Source organism: Marinobacter alexandrii, assembly GCF_005871205.1.
Classification (GTDB): Bacteria; Pseudomonadota; Gammaproteobacteria; order Pseudomonadales; family Oleiphilaceae; genus Marinobacter; species Marinobacter alexandrii.
On record NZ_SWKM01000014.1, the window covers coordinates 440386 to 461679 of the forward strand.

At 51.6% G+C, this 21294-nt stretch carries 19 protein-coding genes; 7 read left to right on the top strand and 12 right to left on the bottom strand.

Annotated features, from left to right (window positions below; translation table 11 throughout):
- Positions 1-2 precede the first annotated feature (2 nt).
- The 3 genes from FCS96_RS15815 (at position 3) to FCS96_RS15825 (ending at position 3591) form a co-directional block, all read left to right on the top strand.
- Entirely contained in the window at positions 3-611 is a 609-nt protein-coding gene (locus tag FCS96_RS15815; protein ID WP_138441340.1) for a hypothetical protein, read from the top strand.
- Between the two features lie 712 nt (positions 612-1323).
- Positions 1324-1656, top strand: a complete 333-nt coding sequence (locus FCS96_RS15820; RefSeq protein WP_228264130.1) for a hypothetical protein — start codon at positions 1324-1326, stop codon at positions 1654-1656.
- A 1623-nt stretch (positions 1657-3279) separates the two neighbouring features.
- Positions 3280-3591 (top strand): hypothetical protein, encoded by a 312-nt coding sequence (locus FCS96_RS15825; RefSeq protein ID WP_138441341.1) that lies wholly within the window; start codon positions 3280-3282, stop codon positions 3589-3591.
- A gap of 303 nt (positions 3592-3894) precedes the next feature.
- Here the strand turns inward: FCS96_RS15825 and FCS96_RS15830 are convergent, their stop codons facing one another.
- From FCS96_RS15830 to FCS96_RS20370, 3 genes are all read right to left on the bottom strand, one after another.
- Positions 3895-4563, bottom strand: coding sequence for a hypothetical protein (locus FCS96_RS15830; RefSeq protein WP_138441342.1), 669 nt, complete (start codon positions 4561-4563; stop codon positions 3895-3897).
- Positions 4564-4566: 3 nt separating this feature from the next.
- Positions 4567-4974, bottom strand: coding sequence for a hypothetical protein (locus tag FCS96_RS15835; RefSeq protein WP_138441343.1), 408 nt, complete (start codon positions 4972-4974; stop codon positions 4567-4569).
- 186 nt (positions 4975-5160) lie between these two features.
- A complete protein-coding gene (locus FCS96_RS20370; RefSeq protein ID WP_138441344.1) occupies positions 5161-5397 on the bottom strand; it encodes a DUF4113 domain-containing protein in 237 nt (78 codons plus the stop codon).
- A 292-nt stretch (positions 5398-5689) separates the two neighbouring features.
- On the opposite strand from FCS96_RS20370, the gene FCS96_RS15845 reads away from it, so the two are divergent.
- Both FCS96_RS15845 and FCS96_RS15850 read left to right on the top strand, forming a co-directional pair.
- Positions 5690-6820, top strand: a complete 1131-nt coding sequence (locus FCS96_RS15845; RefSeq protein ID WP_138441345.1) for an alpha/beta hydrolase — start codon at positions 5690-5692, stop codon at positions 6818-6820.
- Positions 6821-6837: 17 nt separating this feature from the next.
- Positions 6838-8031, top strand: a complete 1194-nt coding sequence (locus FCS96_RS15850) for a hypothetical protein (RefSeq protein WP_138441346.1) — start codon at positions 6838-6840, stop codon at positions 8029-8031.
- A gap of 427 nt (positions 8032-8458) precedes the next feature.
- Here FCS96_RS15850 and FCS96_RS15855 read toward each other — a convergent pair whose 3' ends face one another.
- The 9 genes from FCS96_RS15855 to FCS96_RS15890 all read right to left on the bottom strand — a co-directional run bounded on the left by FCS96_RS15855 (position 8459) and on the right by FCS96_RS15890 (position 18539).
- Complete coding sequence (locus tag FCS96_RS15855) at positions 8459-9265, bottom strand: hypothetical protein (protein WP_138441347.1); 807 nt, start codon at positions 9263-9265, stop codon at positions 8459-8461.
- Positions 9266-9417: 152 nt separating this feature from the next.
- Positions 9418-9804, bottom strand: coding sequence for a hypothetical protein (locus tag FCS96_RS15860; protein ID WP_138441348.1), 387 nt, complete (start codon positions 9802-9804; stop codon positions 9418-9420).
- A complete protein-coding gene (locus FCS96_RS15865; RefSeq protein WP_138441349.1) occupies positions 9794-10189 on the bottom strand; it encodes a hypothetical protein in 396 nt (131 codons plus the stop codon). The genes FCS96_RS15860 and FCS96_RS15865 overlap by 11 nt, the downstream gene beginning before the upstream one ends.
- A gap of 573 nt (positions 10190-10762) precedes the next feature.
- The gene (locus FCS96_RS15870; RefSeq protein ID WP_138441350.1) at positions 10763-11053 is read right to left on the bottom strand and encodes an antitoxin Xre/MbcA/ParS toxin-binding domain-containing protein; all 291 of its coding nucleotides are present in this window, start codon (positions 11051-11053) and stop codon (positions 10763-10765) included.
- A 1201-nt stretch (positions 11054-12254) separates the two neighbouring features.
- A complete protein-coding gene (locus tag FCS96_RS15875; protein ID WP_138441351.1) occupies positions 12255-13016 on the bottom strand; it encodes a site-specific integrase in 762 nt (253 codons plus the stop codon).
- A gap of 1042 nt (positions 13017-14058) precedes the next feature.
- The gene (locus FCS96_RS15880; RefSeq protein ID WP_138441352.1) at positions 14059-14616 is read right to left on the bottom strand and encodes a hypothetical protein; all 558 of its coding nucleotides are present in this window, start codon (positions 14614-14616) and stop codon (positions 14059-14061) included.
- Between the two features lie 404 nt (positions 14617-15020).
- A complete protein-coding gene (locus FCS96_RS15885) occupies positions 15021-15968 on the bottom strand; it encodes an ATP-binding protein (protein WP_171040823.1) in 948 nt (315 codons plus the stop codon).
- A complete protein-coding gene (locus FCS96_RS20095) occupies positions 15952-17859 on the bottom strand; it encodes a hypothetical protein (protein WP_171040824.1) in 1908 nt (635 codons plus the stop codon). The genes FCS96_RS15885 and FCS96_RS20095 overlap by 17 nt, the downstream gene beginning before the upstream one ends.
- Positions 17850-18539 carry a hypothetical protein gene (locus FCS96_RS15890; protein WP_138441354.1) on the bottom strand — a complete coding sequence of 230 codons (690 nt, stop codon included), beginning with the start codon at positions 18537-18539 and terminating at the stop codon, positions 17850-17852. The genes FCS96_RS20095 and FCS96_RS15890 overlap by 10 nt, the downstream gene beginning before the upstream one ends.
- Before the next feature lie 237 nt (positions 18540-18776).
- Here FCS96_RS15890 and FCS96_RS15895 point away from each other — a divergent pair, with 237 nt between their 5' ends.
- Both FCS96_RS15895 and FCS96_RS15900 read left to right on the top strand, forming a co-directional pair.
- A complete protein-coding gene (locus FCS96_RS15895; RefSeq protein ID WP_138441355.1) occupies positions 18777-19517 on the top strand; it encodes a tyrosine-type recombinase/integrase in 741 nt (246 codons plus the stop codon).
- A 280-nt stretch (positions 19518-19797) separates the two neighbouring features.
- Complete coding sequence (locus FCS96_RS15900; RefSeq protein ID WP_138441356.1) at positions 19798-21282, top strand: sigma-54 interaction domain-containing protein; 1485 nt, start codon at positions 19798-19800, stop codon at positions 21280-21282.
- The last annotated feature ends 12 nt before the right edge of the window (positions 21283-21294 follow it).

Sequence of the window (21294 nt, forward strand, 5' to 3'; positions counted from 1 at the left end):
CTATGAATTTAAAGATTCCTGAAAATCTGTCTGGCCCGAAAACAGTTGTGAGTCTTGTTAAGTCACTGCGAAACAAATTCGAGCCGACCCAAGCGAAATCGCTGGAAAAGGCTATCGAGCTAGGGTGCTGCATTCAGGTGATGTGTGATCGATATTCTTTTGTCGATTATATGGAGAGTTTCATCTTTGACATCCAACACGACGAACGTAGCTATGCTTGGGGTTATAAATGCGACGGCTTAGGGTTGTTGGCCTATGACGCCGATAGCCATTCTGATACAGAACTCAGGGCCAGGGCTGTTTCTGTCATGGCTAGCAGGCACTTTGACACGGATGACCTCTCCTGGCTGATAGAGAACGCAAGAGATGAGCTTGACCATGAGTGTGAGGAAGAGGAAATTCTGGCGGCACTCGCGGAACAAGGTAAGTCACTGGATTTGACACCAAAGGAAAAGCAGCAGGGTTGCTGTTCAAGGCTTGTCATCTTGACCTACTACCATCAGCTTCTGAAAGCCTTTAAAGAAGAATCTGCGACCGAAGAAATAGAGAGCCTTGCAAAGTTAATTGAGCAATACCGAGCAATGTTAAAAAGCTCGCTGGCAACGAGTTAACATATAGAATAAAGACGCGGACAGATTTGTTTTTGATTTGCAGCTTCTCGATGCATCCAACCATTATTCGGATGGAGCACTTAGACCAGGGTGTCCATACTGATGGTGAAAACGTTGCGTACATTTTGTGAAAATTTAGTACTTTCTGTGGCTATTCTTTAGCACTTTCTGTGGTTGGGCGTTTTATGGACGATCACAGAAAGTACTAAATTTCTAGAACTGCATATCGGCTACTTATCGGCCAAATTAAACAAAAAGTACCAAATAAACTTAAAGTAGATTCTAGAATAGGCAACCTAGTCGATTTTCCACACAAACTACTAAATTCATCTTCCGCTCGGATGGCCGGATTTTTCCACCTTTGGGTGGACCTAATACGGCGTCAGGGTCACTAAACGTGGCTAAGCTGAAGACGTGTCAGACAGAGGGTAGCAGGTCAGGGGTTCCAAAATGACCTGCTACCCTATGTAATGGAACAATCGATAACCAGTTTTGGACATCCTGTTGAATGCACAATTACGACTTCAGCCAGCTCTCTCCCAATGACTTTGAGACCCTAACCCGAGATTTGCTTCAGAAAAGGGAAGGGGTTGAGCTTGAAAGTTTCCCGCCCGGAAAGGCCCAAAGGCGTTGTTTGTGGCACGGTAACACTTCTCCCTGTGTTCACTCTAATACTCATCATAGTCCCTGCCTGAGAAGTTTTTGCAAATCTATGTCAAATCGCCTCTCCAATCAGAGCAGAGCAAAGAAGGGCGGCGTTATCGACAAGCGGCGGTTGTTGCTGGAAATCCTCGACACCATGCCCAAGTACCTGCTCAAGCCCGAAGTGCTCACGCTGTTGGAATCCGAGACCCACGCCATGCATCGGCTGATCCTGGATCTGATGTGGTGCACCGGCGCGCGGGTCTCCGAGGTGCTGGCGATCACGCCGGCGGGTTTTCACGACGACGGGTACGACTTCGGCGTCCTACTCAAGACGCTCAAGCAAGGGGTAGGGCGACCGAGCAAACGCAGCCTGCAACGGTCTCCCAAACGGTTTATCTGAAGAGAATTTCGGTTTTTAGCGGCATCGCAATAGCTTCTGGTGTAGATGAATCTTGGTCTCATATCTTGGGAGTCGCGGTTGCTTATTCTGTTGCAATTGATTTTCTTTTTTTAAATCACGACCGAATTGTTGCTACTACAAACGCTTAACAGGTTTATAGCCGATTAACAAAAGAGGTTTGACGTACCCACCAGGTTGATCTTACTTCAATTCTTATCGAAAAAAGCTCCAATTCCGAACGAACCAAAAACGATCTTATAGAGTTGCTCCGAAATTTAACATCTATACTGCATACTCAATGTGCTCAAATCGAAAAAGCCCTTGGTGATATGAACTTGCAAGCACTTAACGCATTAAGTATTGAAAATGAGAAGGAATGATCAAAAGCCTTAAAAAATATAAAAGCGACCCAGAACCGCGGACTTAGCCAAATATTGACCTATCAGGCTTACCCCGGTCCACTATGTAGAGGCGTTCGATAAAGCCGCCCTCTGGTTTGGCAGGCTAGACTATTGACTTAAATCCAGCTAATACGTTGAGAACGTACTACTTCGCTTTTGGGAACACTGCTCCAACTGGAGCCAAAGCACTGTGCTGGATAAACCCGAAATGTCTGGCCTTCAATGTTACCCATTGTGCTATAGAAAATTGCTATTGATATAGTCATTGCAATTAAAGCGACTAGGTTGCTTTCTATGCTGGCTATTGCACCCGCGATTACAAGTCCAAAAATACCTATGAATAATCCAATTACCCACGACCAAGGATCATTAGCACTAAGGTTTAACAGTCCCGCAATAAAATAGGAAATAGAGACTGCAAAGAAAACGCCTGCCACGTATCGCATTTTTAGTCATCCCCTGATGACAGAAATTCTCGTAGTTGTTGGTTTTTAGGAAATCATTCCACTATTTTTGATTTTTCCCACACTGGTAATATTCTATTTTTTGCATATTTATGACACATTTTTTGTCCGCCTTTCCAATAGCAATGTAGATAAACTGGGTTCCCGACGGTCGTCGTGTCCTTAGTAAACCAAATACATGTTGCTCCCTCTGACGCGACCAATATTCTGCATTCGTCCGACGAACAGGGATCTACCCGCTTTACAGTTCCTTGTAGAAGAAATCTGTCTTTGTCTAGAGTGGAGTCACATCCCAAAAGGATAGCAAAAAAAAGAATGGTGAAGGCCGCCCTGCATACTTTGTAAATGCTATCCCTAATGTTGACAATCAAAATATTTTTCCTATTGTTTAAAGGGCGAAAGTTCTTACACATTCTTTATAAGCAAAAAATATACCGACCTAAAGAAAAATAAGGATTTTTGGTTTCTTACGTCGTCCTCCTGTGAGGTGTACTTGTAAAGTGACAAATAATTCGACGCCTTATTACTCTGGCCGAGCGGGGGAGTATTACTCCAGATGCCTTGTGCATCAGGGGGCTGATTAATGGTTTTAAAATTCCAGGGAGAGGATTAAATGTTAAAAATATTATTGACTGCCATCTTATTTCTTGGTTCACGAATTTTTATTCGCAGAGGAACTAATAGAAGGGCGTATCTACAGGCTGACTACCACTATCGACGTAAATAAGGTCGGTGACGATGAAGTACTCTATAAGGCAATGAAAAATAATAAATTTGAGGTGCTGCAGGAAAAATCTGATGGCAACTTTTTGATTCGCTTTGAAGAAGTTTACGAGGGAGACGAAAATCGGTTTAAAGGAGTTGATTGGGTTAGGTGGGATGAAGTATACACCTTACCGAAGACGATATCCGGGTCTATCGATGCAGCCAAGAGTTCCAAAGAATCAATTGCTGGTTTATCCGCTGGACCACTTATCGTTCCGTTCAAGTTTCGACTTGATGATGATGCTCTTGGGTTCATTCCGGTTTCCACACAAAGTGCTAAATTCGTCGTCCAGCTGAAGAGCTAGGTTTTTTAACTCAGATAGCCGTTAATGCGGGGGCGGGGCAATTATCAAACAGAGGGTGATTTTCTCTTTGGCCTAAAATAGTAGTCAGTCAGTGTGGTTAGGGTGAAGCGCTCAAGGATGAGGTTAGGCGTGGTTCTAAACAGCGAACTCAAGAAAATTCTTCTCCCTGCCTATGGTCCATGCGCGGGGTTTATGAGCACCTTCGGTAATATGCGCTGGATCCCCTCAGTTAGCACTATATGTGGGCATCCAATCCAATAGACTCTCGAAAAGGCTTAAGCTGAGTAAAAAGAATGATCATGATTATTCCAGCTTGGGAGTTGGAATGTCTGGAACTTGATTCTTACCTAAAGCATCAGCTTGACTTGATTCATTGTTTTGAGATATGTGAATTGGGTATACCTTATCCAAGTATGAGTTCAGGAAGAAGAACGTTATTACAAGGATCACTACACCTATAAATGGGGTGTCCAGGGAGAATCCCTCTTTGCTTATTGAGATAACGCTTCTCTTGATCGGTCTTATTGTGTGCTCTTCTGTTCTTTGCTGGGCGTCGTGATCTGCTGCTTCGTCCTCTTTTACCCTAACTTCAGACCTGACCTTTAGTGAGTAAATATGAAATTGTAGCCAAACCAGGAACATAGAAAAAAGGGTTAATCCAGCTACGAGTGCAAAAATAAAATAGGATATAATTCCTTGCCTTTCATGCACATTGATGAAATTGGTCAGCGTCCATATCTTATACTTTTCAGATGCTATAGCATGTTGAACCTTCATCTTATAGATGTCGTATGAAGAGGGTGTAGATACCCGATTCTTAACAACAATCGGTGATTGTTTTTTTGAGGCCTTGTCGATTTCATCATTGGCTCTAGATATCCTAGATAGCTCCTCTTCTTTAAATTCTTGCGAGATTGCTGAAATCGGAAATAATGAGAATAGTAAAAGGATCAAGGTAAGCAAGTAGTTCACGAATCACTCCTGCCTTATCGTTAGTCCATCGTAGTATTTTACAATGACAAAAAGTTCAGCTTGGCAATCCGACATTCCTAATATTTCTGTATAGGTTTCTTTATTTTTTTCAATCAAGCTTTTTAATTCACGAGATTGGTCGCGGTCTAGAAGCATCATCCCATTTTCTTTGTAAAAGTTGTCCCGCAAACAGCAGGAGTCATAACACATAAACTTCATTGAATCGTCTATTGGGGAGGGGGTGGTGCGGGGCATAGGGCTCCACTCAGGATTCCCAATAACTATCGGTCCCGGTGCCCCTTGTGAGGTTTCATCTCCGCCAAACGAAGCCACTTGAGCGATCGATTGGCTGGTAGAAATCATCAATGCGAGAAGACCAGCTTTGGTGAGTATACGAGCCAAGTTATTCACGGTTTATGTTCATCCCTGATGCGATTTGATTCATCTAATATTAAGATTAGACCGGCTTTTATCAGATCGCAAAAGTTCCCCTTTCTGCACCCGCCGACCTATTTTAGCACTTGCTTGTGTAGGTTGTGCCGTTAGACCTTTATCACATTGCCTGTAAGCCATACTGGCTGCCCGGCTACGCCGGGCTTAGGTCATTTTCGGGAGGGGCTGTTTTGCTTTCGGTAGGTCGGACCACCGTGTTGTGTATGCGGGTGAGAGAAGGCTTCGCTTCATTGACCAATGCTTCTTTGCACCCTGGCCGGTAAACCAAACTTTGGATGAGCACTTCTGATTGATTTTGTCCAAGTTAGCCGTGAGTTCAGCGTTCTTATTGTCGTCTTCGGGCTCACTAAATAACTCTTGCTGAAAGCTCCGGCTTCCCAAAAATTTCTCAGCATGCCCCCTGCCTTGGCGTATCTCGGTCCGTCCATACAGAATTCATCGAGGAGGCGTATGGCATTTTCTGAAATCACCCGTGTATCTGATCTTGGAAGGCGTCAGTACCGAGGACTTTGAGCGGGCCTCCGTTTGAGGCTGAGGCATGTCATGGTTACCTAGGGAAGTCCAACCATCAATCTATTAGTCCTAAACAACAAATAAACTTACCATGTTCGAGGCCTTTTAATTAAAGCTGAATAGTAGTATAAATTAAATTGCTTTGCGCAGTGTCGCCGTATTGCAGGAAGACAATCACTACAATAAGGATAGCTCCATGGCGACACGACACTTATTGTGCGTTCACGGTATCGGCGAGCATGCCAATAACTGGATAGAAACGGTTGACGACGGTGACATCTCCCTCAAGGATCTGTTTCTTGACCGCTGGAATAATTTACAAGACTCGCACAATTACCTGCCGCGACACGATATTCAACTGCACTCCATTCACTACGACGATGCCATCATCAGGCTACTCAATAACTGGGAAGAGCAGCTGACAAGTCTGTCTTCAGGCCTAGCTGACATACCGGACTTCAAAGAGCACAAAGGCTTCTTTGATGACGTCATTGAAAAATCTAAACTGGCCAATGATGAGCAGCAAACCTATATACAAACCCATCTGCTGGATCTTCTGCTGTTTGCCGGACTGTATTCTGTTCAGGACAGCATCATCGTCAAGGTCGGCAACCAGATCGGCAGCATCATCCAGAATCACGTGGACAGAAACAGGGGCGATGAAGTCGTTGTTATCGGTCACTCCATGGGTACTGCCGTCACCGAGAAGGCCTTAAAGGCCCTGTTCAATGAGACCGTCACCGTCGGCGGCCTTCAATACAAGCTAAAAGGCAACGATAAGCTGCTGGCTGTGATGCTGATTGCCAACATCAGCTATACCCTAGCCAGGGACAGAAGCTCGTTCTACCAGAGCATTTTCCGCCCCGGCACCGGAGAGACGCAGATCATGAATTATCTGCTCAACGTCAACCACAAGCTGGATGTCGTCGGGCAGTTCCTGGCGTTCGACCCCTATCGATACAACCCGGATTGGATCAAAGCCAAACACCGCGAACGCTATCAGGATATTGCAATTTCCCGGCTAACCTCCAAGAACGTGCATTCCATCAACCACTATTTCCGCGACCCCAGGGTCTATCTGCCGTTGTTCGAAATTTTGGGGGGCAGACCTATCTCTAAATCGATCACAACCGCCTTGTTGTCAGACTTTGACGCACATACGCCCGTGGGAACCTTCAAGTCATTCCAGACCTCCCTGGAAAACCTCGACGTCACCAACATTGCCTCCATGAAAGAGTTCTATGACAAGGCCGTGAAACTGCACCAGCGGATAAAAGAATTCAGACAATAGGGCAGGACGCCATGAACATGTTAACGAATACGCTACACAGGTCGGTTGCGGGTCTGCTGGTAACCCTCCTGACCATTATCTTCTCCCAGGTTGCTCAAGCAGAAGAATGCGAATACACGCTGCCGGCACCGGCCGACCAACAAGAGTTTATACGTAAAATTCAACCCTACCTTGAGTCCGACTGCTACCAGACTGACCCCTCTGACGGCGCAACTGTGATCGATGAGTTCAGTCGCTTAGAGGTCTGGCGCGATGGAACCTTTAATTATTTTCAGGCACAAAAAGCCTTTCTAGAACGAAAACAGGCTTTCAACGCGATAAAAAAAGAAGTAGCGCAAGCCGAATCCAATGGGGAGATCACTTCCTCGGGAGCGGAGGAGCTGAACCAGGTGCTGGATCAAATGATCGCGCGATCCCAAATCACCTACGGGCGCTTGGTCACGTTATCCCCAGCCGGAAGCTGCAAAACCATGACGCTCGGTAATATCTGGAATGTCAACCGCTTGAACAGCATTGACCCAACTGAGCTTGAGCAAGAGTGCCGATCCGGTTACCCACCGGTCGACGACCTTAATCTCCTCAACACCCTCGAGGCGGCGTGCACGGACTCCGACTGCCAGACCGAGTTCAGTCTCGTGAGGAAACTCGGTAATCAATATAAGATGGCCCAATCTTTATCGAACGAAATCGTGACGCGCGGCTCCGACGCCGTTTTCGCGAAGGTAAATGAAAAAGACGCCTTGTGGGACGAGTTTTTTTACCAATCCCGCCCCATGCTTCCCTGGGAAATTGCTGCGACTGACTGGTTCTCAGGACAATCGGATGACAATAAGAATTTTGAGGCTGGCTTTAACACTCCTCCCAAAACTCAGGTGATTCTGTTTCACCCGGGCATCGGGTATGAATGGGTGGACACGGCCCTAGAGACAAACAAAGGCGAAGTGAGTCTGTACGTGGAAGTGTTGGGATTCAATCGGTGGCGCGAACGAGATCGAATGTTCAGATACGTTTCAGGGGTCTCGGTGGTGGCCGCTCTGTCCGACCGAGTCGGGGTCAATAACGTGGGGGGAGGGTTGATGTTAACCCTCGACAACGACTACCAGTTCGGCGTCAACTATTACGGCGACGGTGACATCGGCGTGGTGCTCAGTATGAACCTGATGAACCTGTTCCGGGACTCTTATGTGAACGCGGTCCGTGACTGGAAATAGTCCCAGGCGATGGGGTGGGTACGGGTCAGCAGGCGCACACCGAGGAAGGGCCGGCGGATCGCAATCCTCAACCGAAGCTATGACCATAATTGAAAGGCCAGGGCTTTGCTGCCGTGGGCCTTGACACATTTGGGTAAGCGACGTACTAGCTTCCCGGTCCAACCACCGTAAATGAAATCAAGCGACGAACACAATAAACCTTACAAACCGAAAGGAATAGCGTGATTCCCGTAATTTTATTTAAACGGATTTGGGCGGGCCGGCCGTGACGTTTTTCGGGGTATTCGGGGAGGGCAATCGGTTTACATAATGCTTGGATTAATTTGATTCCCTAAGATGCTAGTAATGCAGGTAAATCAGCATAGTAAAATTGTGCTCATTGTACTCAGCGATTATATTGGGACCAGACAGCCCGATTATATATATTTTATTTATCATCATTTCTGATGAGTGTTGTTGGTTCGCCGGCCACAAAGATACCATAAGGTTTTACCCGAAAATCCACTTCACGAGGGTTGATTTTATCTTCACGAACCTGGTCAAACAAGTCTAGTTCTCCAGACATCAGCATTCGGAGTTCACCGGTATCGAGAGAAAACCACTCGCTCTCTACGCAACTCGTGTCAATAAGTCTCCATCCGTTCTCATTTGCCTTCCTCATATGTACATCCACACACCGAGCTCGATTGCTTACCTCCCATGCTAGCCACCAATTATTATGGTTTCCTTCTATTAATTCTAATTTATTAATATTAGGTGGAATAAAAAGATGCACTATAGCTAGCGAAGCAAGGTAAATAAAAACAACGATTGATGCAAATCCAAATAACGTCTCTACGATACGATATACCTTTGAGCTAATAAATTGAAATAGAACCCCCTGGCTTTCAGAGCCGTCATCTTTTCTGGAAATAGATAACATTATTTCGTAAACCGCGAAATCTCTTATGAACATCACTTTGCTTTTAATATATGATACCCATATACCAAAAAATATGCCGAATGCGATGAGAAGCTGAACACTTTCCGCCATATCTGCTGTACTCTGCGCACCACCGAATAGAAGCTTAATATAAATATGGATTTCATCGGCTATAAAATCATTTTTCATAATATAACTCATATATAGTATGGGGGCTAAGCCAGCAAAAATTACAAAAATAGAGGACCAAAAAAAGCGGAATAAGAAGCCGGCCACCAATTGATTTCCATAAAGGTCTACATTTCTTTTCATTACAGATCCCTGTTCCTGTATCGGATTTGCCAAAGGTAAAAAAATGGGCGTCTAAAAGCTATTATTGATTTCCGAGTAAAGACGCTAAACTCCTGTCAGACAACTTTTAAAAGTGCGATGCACTGTTGTCTGCCGGATAAAGTTTTTATGCCTTAATCTAGGTGCCCACCCTTTTTTACAGAGGACCTACCTAGCAAATAGCCCGCAACGGTACCCAGCAACCCGAATACAGGGGCAATCTGTTTTTCTGAGTAACCGGCGATCATCAAGAAAACGGCAGAGATGACAATCAACATCATACCGAATACTCGAACTAATGATTCTGGCTCATTGCCTGACTTGACAAGGTGAGCAAATATCATGGTCAGTATAAGACCAAATCCGAGAAACATTCCGCTCAAGACAAAACTATCTTGCGACGTTTTTTCGTAGGCAGCATTGAAATCATCTTTTTGCGGTTCGACAGTTCCCTTCAGCGCGTTTCTCTCTTGCATTGCTTTGTCTACGTTTTCCTTGAGATTATCGAGATCACTTGTCATTTGTTAACTCCTTAAGTTTTGCCTCCAGCGCTTGCACATATTTAGTCAAAGCATTTATGGTTTTGTCTTGCGCACGAATGTAAGCTTGAAGCCCACGGATCTCGTCTGACAGTATGGTGGTGGTAGCCTCTTCAATTATCTCTGAGCGCTGGATCTTGTCTTGCGCCATTGAAATGGAATGAAGGAGCTCTTCTGATTCGAGTTGGGGGTTCTCACGAATTCTTTGCTGAAGGGTGGACAGATCCTCCGCCGCCGATCGCATGTTTAGCTCCCTTAGCATTTCGGAACTAGTGGCGCGATCAAATTGAATAGTGGAAGCTTCCTCCGCCGATAGGGAAGTGGATATTAGGAGAGGAAACAGCGGGATAGTCGCGAGTAGTTTCATATCGTTATCCTCGAAGGTCTAAAGAGGGTCTGAGTCCTAAGCAGAGCTTCGTAAACGGCGCGTAGTGGACAATCCTGCTGGGAGAGGACTTCCGAATTGAAGATCGGATCGTGCCTCTTCCCTGAGTTATTTTGTGACGGCTTATAACTCCATGCGTGACACTTGTCTCTTCACATTTCGATGGGAGACTAGGACTAATTATGCGACACCTTAACTCAAAGTTAGCAGATCCCGCGTAAAGCGCCCCCTCTATGGACTTTCCCCACTCTAGTGGACCGGGATAGGTATATTCGCCAACGCCACGAGATCGTGAAATTACCGTAGCAAGTGCCTCGCAATTTATCCGACATATTCTTTTCTCGAATATCGGACAAGGGAAATCCCATTCGGTGGAAAGTATTGAATCAATCGTTTGGCAGAGCGGGGTCAGGGTCAGGAGCCGAATTTTTCCAACTCTGGGTGGACTTGGTTTGGGGGCAGGGTCACTCTAATTTCTTTTTGAGATCAGATTGGATCCAAATGATGGGGGCAGGTCAAGCCGCTTATCCAGAAGCGGTTAAGGTCACGTGGCCCCTAATTAAAAAAATTTAGATAATTAAGGACCGTTTCCAGCCCTGCTGGGGAATCGAAATAGGTTAGGGGACTCTTGCCTTCAAAATAATCATTTTCACAATGCACCCAGTGATGGATGTTCTCAAAATCATCGCTGACTAATTGTCCCAGTTTTCTTTGAATTGCTCTAAGCAGCCGGGTGGTCTCTCCAAGGTGCCCCGTCGAAGCGTTAAGAATTCGGACTTGCTCAGAGGAAGAAAGACCCAGCGAGTTCGCTACCGTAAAAAACTCCTTGAGCGTTGCTTCATGCATAGATCACCTCCTCGATTTCCTTCGCCGAAGCAGTATCAACTTGAATCGCCAGAGCGAGGTCCAAAGCTAGGAAGATATCGTGGCATTCCGAACTACGTCCTGGTCGCGTATTCTCAGTAGGCTTTTCACTTTGGCTAAATGTGGTGTGAGCAGCTTCGCCGGACTGGCCTGTGGTGGACAAAATGCCAAGGTATTGAGCCGATATCGACAACCATCAGCGCTAGCATGGCGATTTTTGATTGACTCTCCGGAAAAACCAGGTTTTTTGCACCAGCTGCCCCCCTTTAGAATAAGGTTAACTCGGCGGCTACTGGCCAGAAGGCTATTTAGAACAGGCACATAGAAAGGCTGCTCAAATATAAACCCAGTTTATCACCACGCCCTGCAATACCCCTCGCTGCAAACACCGAATGGCAGCTGGGAAAATACCGAATGCAACAGGTCTACGAGATGACGCTCAGCCATTGCATCGGTCGTAAGACCCATCGTTCACCAGCTTCCGCTTTGCAGGTGATAAAGATGATCCAATAAGCACTGTAAGTCGCTGGCTTTTCCAGACCCTATAACCATCAACGGCGTCTTCCCGAAGAAGGGCGCGTTGTAATTAGCCGCATTCATGAAACACGCTGGGTTTTCGGGGTTACTGAACAACTCCTTTAACGAGGCATGTATGTTCAGGATCAAAGACAGTTTCCTGAGCTGGCAAGAAGTTAGCCTGGGCACCGGCCGTGAAAGGCTATTCAGGTCCAGGATCCTGAGTTGCCGCTCCAGGGTAAGGCCCCAACCCGTCATGATCCTTGAGGCAACTTGAATGCCACGGACCTCGGACGGCGATTCGCCTGACGATACACTCGCCTTCAACACCATGGTGCTGTCCTCGTTATGTTTCCATTCACAAACCCTCCTTCAACACACGTTCTATGTTCCACGGCCGAAGGGTCACCAGTACGGATCGAAGTCGAAATTCAGAAGTGGAGGAGCGATTCTTTACTTTATAGCGCCGATCCAAAAGACATGCAACCCATTGTTTATAATGCCATTTACACCTTGATAGGTGTAATTTTAGAGCTAGTTACAAGGATTGATTGAAGCAATCTAACCGCATATAGCCGCGACTTGAGCCCCCCTCAAAATGGCTGGAAAAGAACTGCTTTGAGTTCCGGTACAGCGGCAGCTGTTGCCTGCAGAGCGCTCGCGATCATCAGGACGAGTAAATGTCTTTCAAACCGATGACTCGGTAGGTGTTGATCGTCTGGTCAATGGAATGGTGCCCCATCCATCGGGACAACTGGTGGACGGAGCAACCGTTGGCGAGGGCCTGAGTGGCTCCAGTGTGCCGAAGACAATCGGTTTTCCCGGCGAGCTCACGGAATCTACTAGCATCCTGCCACCGCCCCTGAGTCTCCAACACCTTTGCCGCACTTGTCATTGCGGTATGAACCATCAACTCAAGTTGACGCTTGGAAAGCGCGGTCTGCTGCCTACCGCGAAGAATGGGCGAGGTTTCGTGCGGTGAGGGCAGGGCCGGCAGATCCAGAAAGCGTCGATACCGCGCGATGTACGGCCAAATGTCAGCCGGTACCGGTATCCATCGTAGCCGGCCCGATTTCCCTTCGATGCGAAGAAACCAGATTGTCCGGCCTTGCCTGCTGCGGGTAATAAAGTCCGCCATCCTGGGATAGCGGTCGTCATTGGACCGTAACCGGGGTACCCGAGCGAGGTCCGAAACTTGTAGGAACAGGGACTTGAGTAACACCACCGCAAACAGCGTCCGCTCCATCTTTGGACACTCCGCTGCCACTTTCTCCAGGTGCTTCACCAGGAAGGCCCACTGTGCCTCGGTGAGGACATTGTTGGCCGTAGTGCGGGAACGGGCCCTTGAGTGCGGTCCCCTTGGCAACAACGGATCCGGCAGTTCACTCAGATAACCGCTATGGCTCAGGTGCGATAGAAACGTGCGCAAGATCACCGGTGTCGAGTTCTGTGTCGCGGACTGGCGCTGCTGTGTTACGCATAAGAAAGGCCGCCAATCAGCGTTGCCCCAGCGGTCCTCTGCGCAGCCCCGGAAGCAGGCGAACCTGGCGCTACTTTGCCATGCAACCGGGGGGCTATCGCAAAACCTTAAAAAGGCCTCGATGTCTGCACCGTTTGCCTTCCGTATTGTTTTCTCAGCGATGCACCAGAGGTAATTCAAAAAGCGTTGAAGCACACCACGATAATACGAGTACGTACTCGGTTGGCCGACATAGTACTGCAGGAACCTTGCGGCCTGACGCCAGTCTTCACGGGCACCGTCCGGGCACCGTCTGACGAATTGCACCAAGGTCGGATAGTGACTCATGCGCTGGACCTGAGCGTCGATATGGGCTGGCGTGTCAAACAGCGGGTGACCGGGAAACGATGCCCGCCGGGTGACAGAGCTCCAGGTGCTCACGGCCGGATTCGGTCTTTTTGCCATCGCTTTGAGTACCGGTGAAAGCCAGTTTCCACCCCTGGCCGAGATTCGATGGGGCGAAGGTTGGGGTGTTGGTTGATAAAATGCCTAATGAGCCGGGTATAGGATGTACGAGGCATTCCCGGTGAGGGCACGTTCGCCACACAGGCGCCAGAATCCTGTGGACCGGCGATGTGGCGATGGAACGCCCGGCATTCCTGACCGGTAATTGGGGGCCATGCCTCGCTCGCCCCGTTCAATGGGTGCGCCCTGACTAACGCCAGCGTCAGGGTCTCGTCCTGTCGACTCAGATAGTAGCCCCATCCAACCGTCGACTCGGGAGGGCATTGGATCCACGGCGGGCAGTTGGAAGTTTGCCGCACAAACAGTAGGCGCTGCGATAGTAATAGAAAGTCCCGAAAGACGAGCAAGAGTGACCGGTAATAGAGGCGGGCAAAAACGGCGTCTGGCAGGTCATACACAGCCTGTTGTTCACTGCATCCGAGATAGGGTGTCAATGAGCTGCTAAGCGGCGCCTGCAACTCCCACAGGAACGGGTACCGGTCTTCGTTCAGGCCTGAGCCTGCCGGTTCCAGACTGTGTACCACGTGATCCATCCAGATACTGAGGGCCAGACAATAGGGGCAGGGGGGGGTAGGGATTGGAAATCGGCCACCCCCAGGAGCGAGTAGTCGTTGAGGGTCACCTTGTGACCTTTGGGCGTGTGTCGATCCACCGCCTGCACGATGGTTTTGATTGCCAGCGTATGGGCCCAGTGTCGAAGGCCTTGTCTTCGTTTCAGGAAGCGCCTGACGCCTCCGGTTCTCGTTGCGCCATGCGGGGAACTAAGCGTGCGACCGGCGCGATAGCGAAACACTCGAACGTTTGGGCCAAGCAGCGGCTGGAACGAGTGGTCGCTGGCACCAAGAGCGTTTAATCCGGCCAGCAGGTCGCCGTAGCTTGCGTCGGTCGGGTGGTACCGGGACCACTTAATGAGGGCCGATGGGACTGTCGGCATCAAGTCCATGCCATGGCCTTCCACGGCCGCAATCCGGGCATCTAAGTCTCCCAGGCAGTGAAAGGCCGAGGCAGGCGCGGCGATGCCGGCGTAGTCGGCAAAATCCGACACTCTGGGGCAACCACAGGTTGCGCACCCACGGTTGGTCATTTCCCGTGGCCGGGGCCACGGACGCGAGCAGGCAGGGCAAGTGTCGGTCAGGCATGCGCCGTGGAGCGGGCATCGGGCCAACCAGGGCAGATTGAACAACGTGGAGTGGTACAAACTGCGAGCGCATTTCGGACACTGGCGACGGGGCTCCAGGTACTCCCTAGACAATCGGGGCAACCTGGGGTTGCTACACTTTGCCAGGAGGGCGTGCTCAAGCCCTGGCTTCGAATGGACTTGGGCCAGGAGTTGGTTACGAAGGACGGAGCCGGCGACGCCGGGATTCACCGTCAGGAAGCGCCGCCAGACGGCATCGAGGCTCTCGTAAGGGCGCGCAAAAAACTTGCCGTGGCACAGCTGTGTTTTCGTCACCCGCGCCCCTCCACCTGTTTGGCCAGTACGCCGGCCAGCTGTATGCAGTCGTTGAGAATGCCATCGTCCACCCGCTGCACGCCAACGGCCGGCAAATAATCCACCAACAGCGCGTTCGTGCTGATGATGAAGTCCCCCATGCCCCAGCTTGACAACCGAAACTGCTTGGCCAGCACCCGATAACATCGCCAGAGATCCTGACTGAGCTCTGCTAACTGCCAACCGTTGGCGACCGCCTCTGGCAGCGCCCATTCGGTGTAGGTGGGTCCGTCTCCCGGCGGATAGCGAAGGCTGTCGTACTGGCCTAAGACCTGGGCCACCTCCCTGGCACTCACCAATCCCTGCAACAAACTGGTTTGTCTGAAAAAACGGCCAAAGATATGGGCATACTGCTGCGAGCGGACCCGCTCAAGCATGGGCCCACATTCCGAGTCGTTGCCCGCGAACAGCACCAGAAGATCAATGCCAAGCAGTCGCAATTTGTCGCTGATTTCAGCAAAAACGTTAAACTGGCCCAGTTGGAGGCGCTGGACCTCATCCACCATCAGTACCACCACATCGACCTGATGCTCGTGAACGCTGTCGACCAACACATGGACAAAGCGATCAGACAGCGTATCGGCCACTTCTCGGCCATTAAGCGACAGTTGGGCACTGTGGCACAGCGCCCGTAATACCGCGGTGATGGTGTTGGTATCCCGGTCGGGGATAGAGACATAAAACGTAGGGACGCGTCGCTGGCCCCGCGTAACCAGCTTATTGCAAAGTGTCACGAGGGCCGTCGTCTTGCCGACCTGTGAGGGGCCCAGCAGAAGGGCTCCTCTCACACCGGTCCAAAGCCAGCGCTGGCAGTCCTCCCGCAGCCGCGCGATCGCGGGGGTTTCCAATCTTAACTGGCTGGGTTGCAGCAGGGGGTGCTGGGGCGCGTTAGTTCGTATCGTCATGGGACGTTCCTCCGTGAATGAGAGCCGCGTAGCGTGCTCGTAGACCGGTTTGACTTGCGGTCGGGGCAGGGCGGGCGACGCCTGGCGAATCCTCCGCCGGCAGCACGACCGTCTGTCCCGGGGCAATCTCATGGGCCACCCGCAGCAACTCCAGGGCCTTGGCGGGATCGTCGCCGCCGGCCAGCAACGCCCGGAAATAGGCCGACAGCGGATCCCGGACGCGCTTACCCTCGCGTCGCACCCAGCGAAACACCCGCCGACGCAGCATGATTCCGTGTTGAAAGCGGTACCAGGCGGGGGAGGCATAGAGCGTTCCCAAGGGCCGGCCTTGCAAGGTATAGGCCTCCAGGGTGCGGATATCGCGGCGGTCGTAGTGCACGTACAGGTGGGTATCGGTGACCGCATCGAGCAGGGTGCGGTTGGTGTATTTGGTGTACTCGAAATTGACATACGCCTGATGATGGCAGTCCGCCGGACGATGGATCCGCAGCTGTTGGCGGTATTTGAAGGGTTGCCAGGCCGTGCGCTCGGCCTCACTGCGGTAGCACAGGCACTGCTGTTCGCAGGCCAGGCGTACCAGCTCTAGCGGCGACAGGCCCAGCCGGTCGGCCTTGGGCGTGACGTTGTACTCGCTGAGCAGCACCTCAAGCGCTTCTTCCAACGTCCGTAAGCTGCAGGTGGGCGGTTTTGCACGATTGCGGGCCCCCTCGCGCCGCGCATCCTGAGGACCGGTCCCGCTGGTGGCCGCGAACCGGTGGGTGCAGTGGGTCGCGATGTAACCGAACACCGACTCCACCAGCGCGCGTCCCAGGGGGTTGCCCGACACGCTTTGATGAAACGTCGACCCCCACTGGTCACAAAGGGCCGTGGCGAGCGTATCGGCGACATGGAGCCATGCATTGTCCATCTCGACGATGCCCATGCTGACCAGCCCTGGCGCTTCCATGACGGGAAACCCGGCGCCGGGGAGATAACTCAACCCCGGCGCGGTCAAGGGCAGCAGCGTCCGGCGCGTCAGGCAATTTGCCACCAATAACAGCATGTCGTCCTGGTTGGGGGCCGCGGTCAATGCGATCTGCCAGCCAAGCACGCAGTCGGAGAAACAATCGACCGCCACCAGAATGCTGGCTCGCTTGAGCCGCACCGGGTGACGCAGACCATCGACCTCCAGGTGCAAACGGTTTTCCACATCGAGCCGGTGCTCATCAATCTGGATGCGCTCGAAGACCCGGCCTGCGCCGCCCTTCTGCGTTCCCCGACCGGCTGGCGTCCCACGCTGGTGGCGCTCGGCTTGGACGCGCAGGACCAGTCGCTGGCCATAGCGCCGCACGGATTCATACGCCAGATCATCGTTAGTGTAGGGGTAACGGTCCCGCGGCCAGCGCGCCTCGGCCAACAGCCGCTTGAATTCACCGTGCAAATCCCGGGGGGCGATCCGCTGGCTGTAGGGCGAGTCGGCCAACTTGGCCCGGACCATGGCGTCCAGGCCGTCCGCAAGCCCCGGCGCCTCGCGCAAGAGCCTCCGGAACGCGCACGCCGAGCCGGCGGCGTGGCGCCGGCCCACCTGCGGCAGCGGCGCCTTTCGCTCGCGTTGTCGCTGAGTGTTGTACGGCACCAGACCGTAGGTCAGGGCCGGCTCGCTCTCGGCGGGGCCGCCGAGGCAACGGTTGAGGATCTGGGTGACCCGGGCCGGGGTGACGGTGGCCTCAAGGGCCACCTCCTGTAGCGCTTGGCCCCGCAGGACGGCGCCGACCATCCGAAAGTTGCGACGAAATGCCTGCTGCTGCCGCGGTGGCAACGCATCCACCACCACCACCGGCCAGTCGTTGAGATCGGCGAGGGCGGGATTGAGTTGAAGTCGCTGGTGCCAGGTCAGGTAGGTCAGGGCCATGGCGTCAGCTCCAGATCAAAATCCAGTCGCTTGTCATGGAAGGGCGCCCGCACCCGGCCCCGGTGCATCAGCCGGTAGAGGGCAATCTCTCGGGTATAGGTGCGTTCCCGGGCGCCGCCGTCAATCAGCGCCCCCAGGGTTAGCCCTTGGGGCTGGCGCAACAGGGCTTCCCAGACCTGGGTTTCGGCCACGGTGGTGTCCCGCTCACCGGCGGCCACCAGCCGGCGCACCAGCTCCAGCCAGTTTTCCGCCGCTTGTTGCTGCTCGAGAATCCGTTCGTTGGCGACCACTTCAAACGCCACGTCATGGCGCGCAAAAAAAGCCGTCACCGGCCCCTGCAGCGCCTCGTCCATCCGGCCCTCCGGCTTGATTTCGACCACCCGGCGGCGGCCGTCCTCAACCACGTAGACGTCGGGGGTGTACCACTGCCGGCCCACCTGCAGCAGAAACGGCTGGGGGACGAACGCCGTCACCGCCGGGTTGCCTTCGAGCAGACCGGCGTGCAGGTATTCGGCACGGCTATGGAATTCGCTGCGGTGGGGGTGCTTGAGTAGACGCTGCTGCCAGAAGTCGCAGTGGCTGCGGAACCGCCGGTTGGCACGGTGCTGAACCGGCTCCAGCGAGGGCAGGCGGACGTATGGGCCGACATCCGCCCCGGTATAAAGGTCAATAGAAGCCATGGTGATCCTCCTAAGGAATCACGTGGGCGTCCTAACCTGTCGCTGCAGCTATTGTTATAGAATACGCTCCGGGCACGTTTGAATAAAGGGGTAGGGTGTTGACGTTTACCAGTAGTTCGTCAACCGGCCCCCGTTTCTTGCGGTTTTCCCGGCCCTTGCCATACTGAAAGTATCGGAAGAGGGCGCTTTGCCAGGGCTTTAATTCCACCCAAAAATTGACAGAATCCCGGAGGGGAAATGTCAAAATCCATCACCAGCGCGCGGTCATTTCCGCGAGATCGATCAAGCAAACGTCCGTTTGGATTCGAGGATCGGCCCGTAGTGTCGTTCCCGATCACCGAAGTGACCATCGATTGGGATCGGCTCATCGACAAGCGGCCGTTGTTGCTCGAGACTCTTAACACCATGCCCAAGTACCTGCTCAAACCCGAGGTACTGGACCTTCTAGAGACAGAGACCCACCCCATGCATCGGCTGATTCTGGATCTGATGTGGTGCACCGGCGCCCGGGTCTCCGAGGTGCTAGCGATCACGCCGGCCAGCTTCCATGATCGCGGGCGCGATTTTGGGGTGATCCTCAAAACGCTCAAACAAGGCGCCGGGCGGCCGAGCAAACGCAGCCTGCAGCGCTCGCCTAAGCGTTTCGTTCCGATTCTCGATCGGGACTTTCAAACCCGGATCCAGAGCTACCTGTGGATGGGGAAGTTTCGGAAGGACGAGCGGATCTTTCCGATCACTCGCCAAGCGGTCAGCGCCAACATCGACCGGCTGATTGAGCAGGTTGGGGGAGAGCCGCCGTTCAAGATCGGGTGCCACACCTTCAGGCATAGTTTTGCAGTCCATCTGCTTCTCCACGGCCGGCCGTTGAAGTTTGTGAGCCAGCTTCTGGGGCACAGAAGTGTCGAATCTACAGAGGTTTACACGAATGTGTTAACGTTCGATGGGGCGCATTTTTTGGAAGGCGTAGCGTTTCACTGAACTGGACAAATGCATATTCTGATCTTGTGGGAGCTAGGGCTATGCCTTCTCCAACCAGTTCTTTTTCCTGTCGCAGCACTAGCTCTGACATATTGGCCGTGCTCGGCTTTTAAATCATTACAGCATCTGCCCCAAGCAATACTCGCCAACTGTCCAAATCTCGCTAACGTCAATCTTAGACCAAAAAGATATGAACATTGAAACGTTTAGCTTATGCAACAGACATCATCCGATATGACAGCTAAGATAGCGAAAACAATGCCTAATGGCGGAGTCACGGATGACGAGCGGATTGCATAAAGTCCTTATTAGCTGGATTGGGGGCAACGATTTAAAGGCGGTAGCCGACAAACAATCGGGCCCGATCTTATCGACGCTCAAAAATGCCGAAATTGATTCGGTTGAGTTGCTGTATTCCTATCCTCAAGCGGAGGTGGAGTCATACCTCTCATGGTTGCAGCAACGGGTCGATATCCCTATCAAGGCCACAGAAGCCAAGCTCAGCTCGCCGGTCAATTTTGGTGAGATTTATCTGGCTGTAGAGCCCGTCCTAAAAAAACTTTCGACTGCTGAAACCGAGTTATCGATTCTGTTAAGCCCTGGCACCCCTGCTATGCAAGCGGTGTGGATACTGCTCGGCAAAACCAGATTCCCGGCTGTCTTCTACCAGTCTTCGCGCGAGAGTGGAGTAGAGCGGGTAGAGATACCCTTCGAGCTTGCAGCAGAATTCGTTCCTGCCGTTTCCGAAATTTCAGATGCCAAATTGAATGCCCTGACCGATTCCCGGGTCCCCATCAATGCGGCATTCGATAATATTGTCACCCAAAACCCGAGTATGCACGTGCTCAAACAGCAGGCGCAGATCCTTGCTGAACGTAACGTGCCAGTCCTGATTTATGGCGAAACAGGCACGGGGAAGGAGTTGTTTGCCCGTGCCATCCACAATGCTAGCCCGCGTCGCGAGAAACCGTTTATTGCATTGAATTGCGGGGCCATTCCTGAAGAGCTGATTGATTCGACTCTCTTTGGCCACAAGAAGGGAGCCTTTACGGGAGCAGTCGCAGATCGTTCTGGTGTGTTCCAGCAGGCCGATGGCGGCACTTTATTCCTCGATGAGTTTGGTGAGTTGTCGCCACAATCGCAGGTTCGGCTGCTTCGTGTGTTACAGGAAGGCCGATTAGTCCCGGTAGGTAGTGACAAAGAGCTGCCTGTGGATGTGCGCATCATCACCGCCACACATCGTAATCTCATGGAAGCGGTTGCAGATGGTCATTTCCGGGAGGATCTTTTCTACCGTGTGGCCGTCGGAGTTCTGCACCTGCCGCCTCTTCGTGCCCGCGAAGGTGACCTTTCGTTACTTGCAGATATGATGCTCAAAGCTCAGGGTGACCAGGATCCGGCGTTCTCCGGTAAGAAACTTTCCGCTGACGCAAAAAAAGTTATTCTTCAACACCCTTGGCGAGGTAATGTTCGGGAGCTTCGCTCCACTCTCGTAAGGGCAGCGCTCTGGAGTTCAGGCGAAAACATAACCGGTGCGGAATTACAGCAGGCACTATTCACTATGCCAGAGCGTGAGCCGGATCTACTCAATCATGATGTGAGTCAAGGTGTTGATCTAAATGGAATAATGGGCGAATTGGCTGCGCATTACATTCAGAATGCCATGGCCCACACTGCACAGAATAAAACGAAGGCTGCAAAACTTCTTGGCCTGAAAAGCCAGCAGACCTTGAGCAACTGGATCGAAAAATACGACATCGAATAAAAATGGCATGGT

Bases quoted from the DNA above. Each gene is read 5' to 3' on its own strand.
- FCS96_RS15890 (WP_138441354.1), bottom strand. From the start codon at position 18,539: ATGGCTTCTATTGACCTTTATACCGGGGCGGATGTCGGCCCATACGTC.
- FCS96_RS15860 (WP_138441348.1), bottom strand. From the start codon at position 9,804: ATGACAAGTGATCTCGATAATCTCAAGGAAAACGTAGACAAAGCAATG.
- FCS96_RS15855 (WP_138441347.1), bottom strand. From the start codon at position 9,265: ATGAAAAGAAATGTAGACCTTTATGGAAATCAATTGGTGGCCGGCTTC.
- FCS96_RS15815 (WP_138441340.1), top strand. From the start codon at position 3: ATGAATTTAAAGATTCCTGAAAATCTGTCTGGCCCGAAAACAGTTGTG.
- FCS96_RS15900 (WP_138441356.1), top strand. From the start codon at position 19,798: ATGACGAGCGGATTGCATAAAGTCCTTATTAGCTGGATTGGGGGCAAC.
- FCS96_RS15850 (WP_138441346.1), top strand. From the start codon at position 6,838: ATGTTAACGAATACGCTACACAGGTCGGTTGCGGGTCTGCTGGTAACC.
- FCS96_RS15870 (WP_138441350.1), bottom strand. From the start codon at position 11,053: ATGCATGAAGCAACGCTCAAGGAGTTTTTTACGGTAGCGAACTCGCTG.
- FCS96_RS15885 (WP_171040823.1), bottom strand. From the start codon at position 15,968: ATGACGATACGAACTAACGCGCCCCAGCACCCCCTGCTGCAACCCAGC.
- FCS96_RS15820 (WP_228264130.1), top strand. From the start codon at position 1,324: ATGTCAAATCGCCTCTCCAATCAGAGCAGAGCAAAGAAGGGCGGCGTT.
- FCS96_RS15825 (WP_138441341.1), top strand. From the start codon at position 3,280: ATGAAAAATAATAAATTTGAGGTGCTGCAGGAAAAATCTGATGGCAAC.
- FCS96_RS20095 (WP_171040824.1), bottom strand. From the start codon at position 17,859: ATGGCCCTGACCTACCTGACCTGGCACCAGCGACTTCAACTCAATCCC.
- FCS96_RS15895 (WP_138441355.1), top strand. From the start codon at position 18,777: ATGTCAAAATCCATCACCAGCGCGCGGTCATTTCCGCGAGATCGATCA.
- FCS96_RS15865 (WP_138441349.1), bottom strand. From the start codon at position 10,189: ATGAAACTACTCGCGACTATCCCGCTGTTTCCTCTCCTAATATCCACT.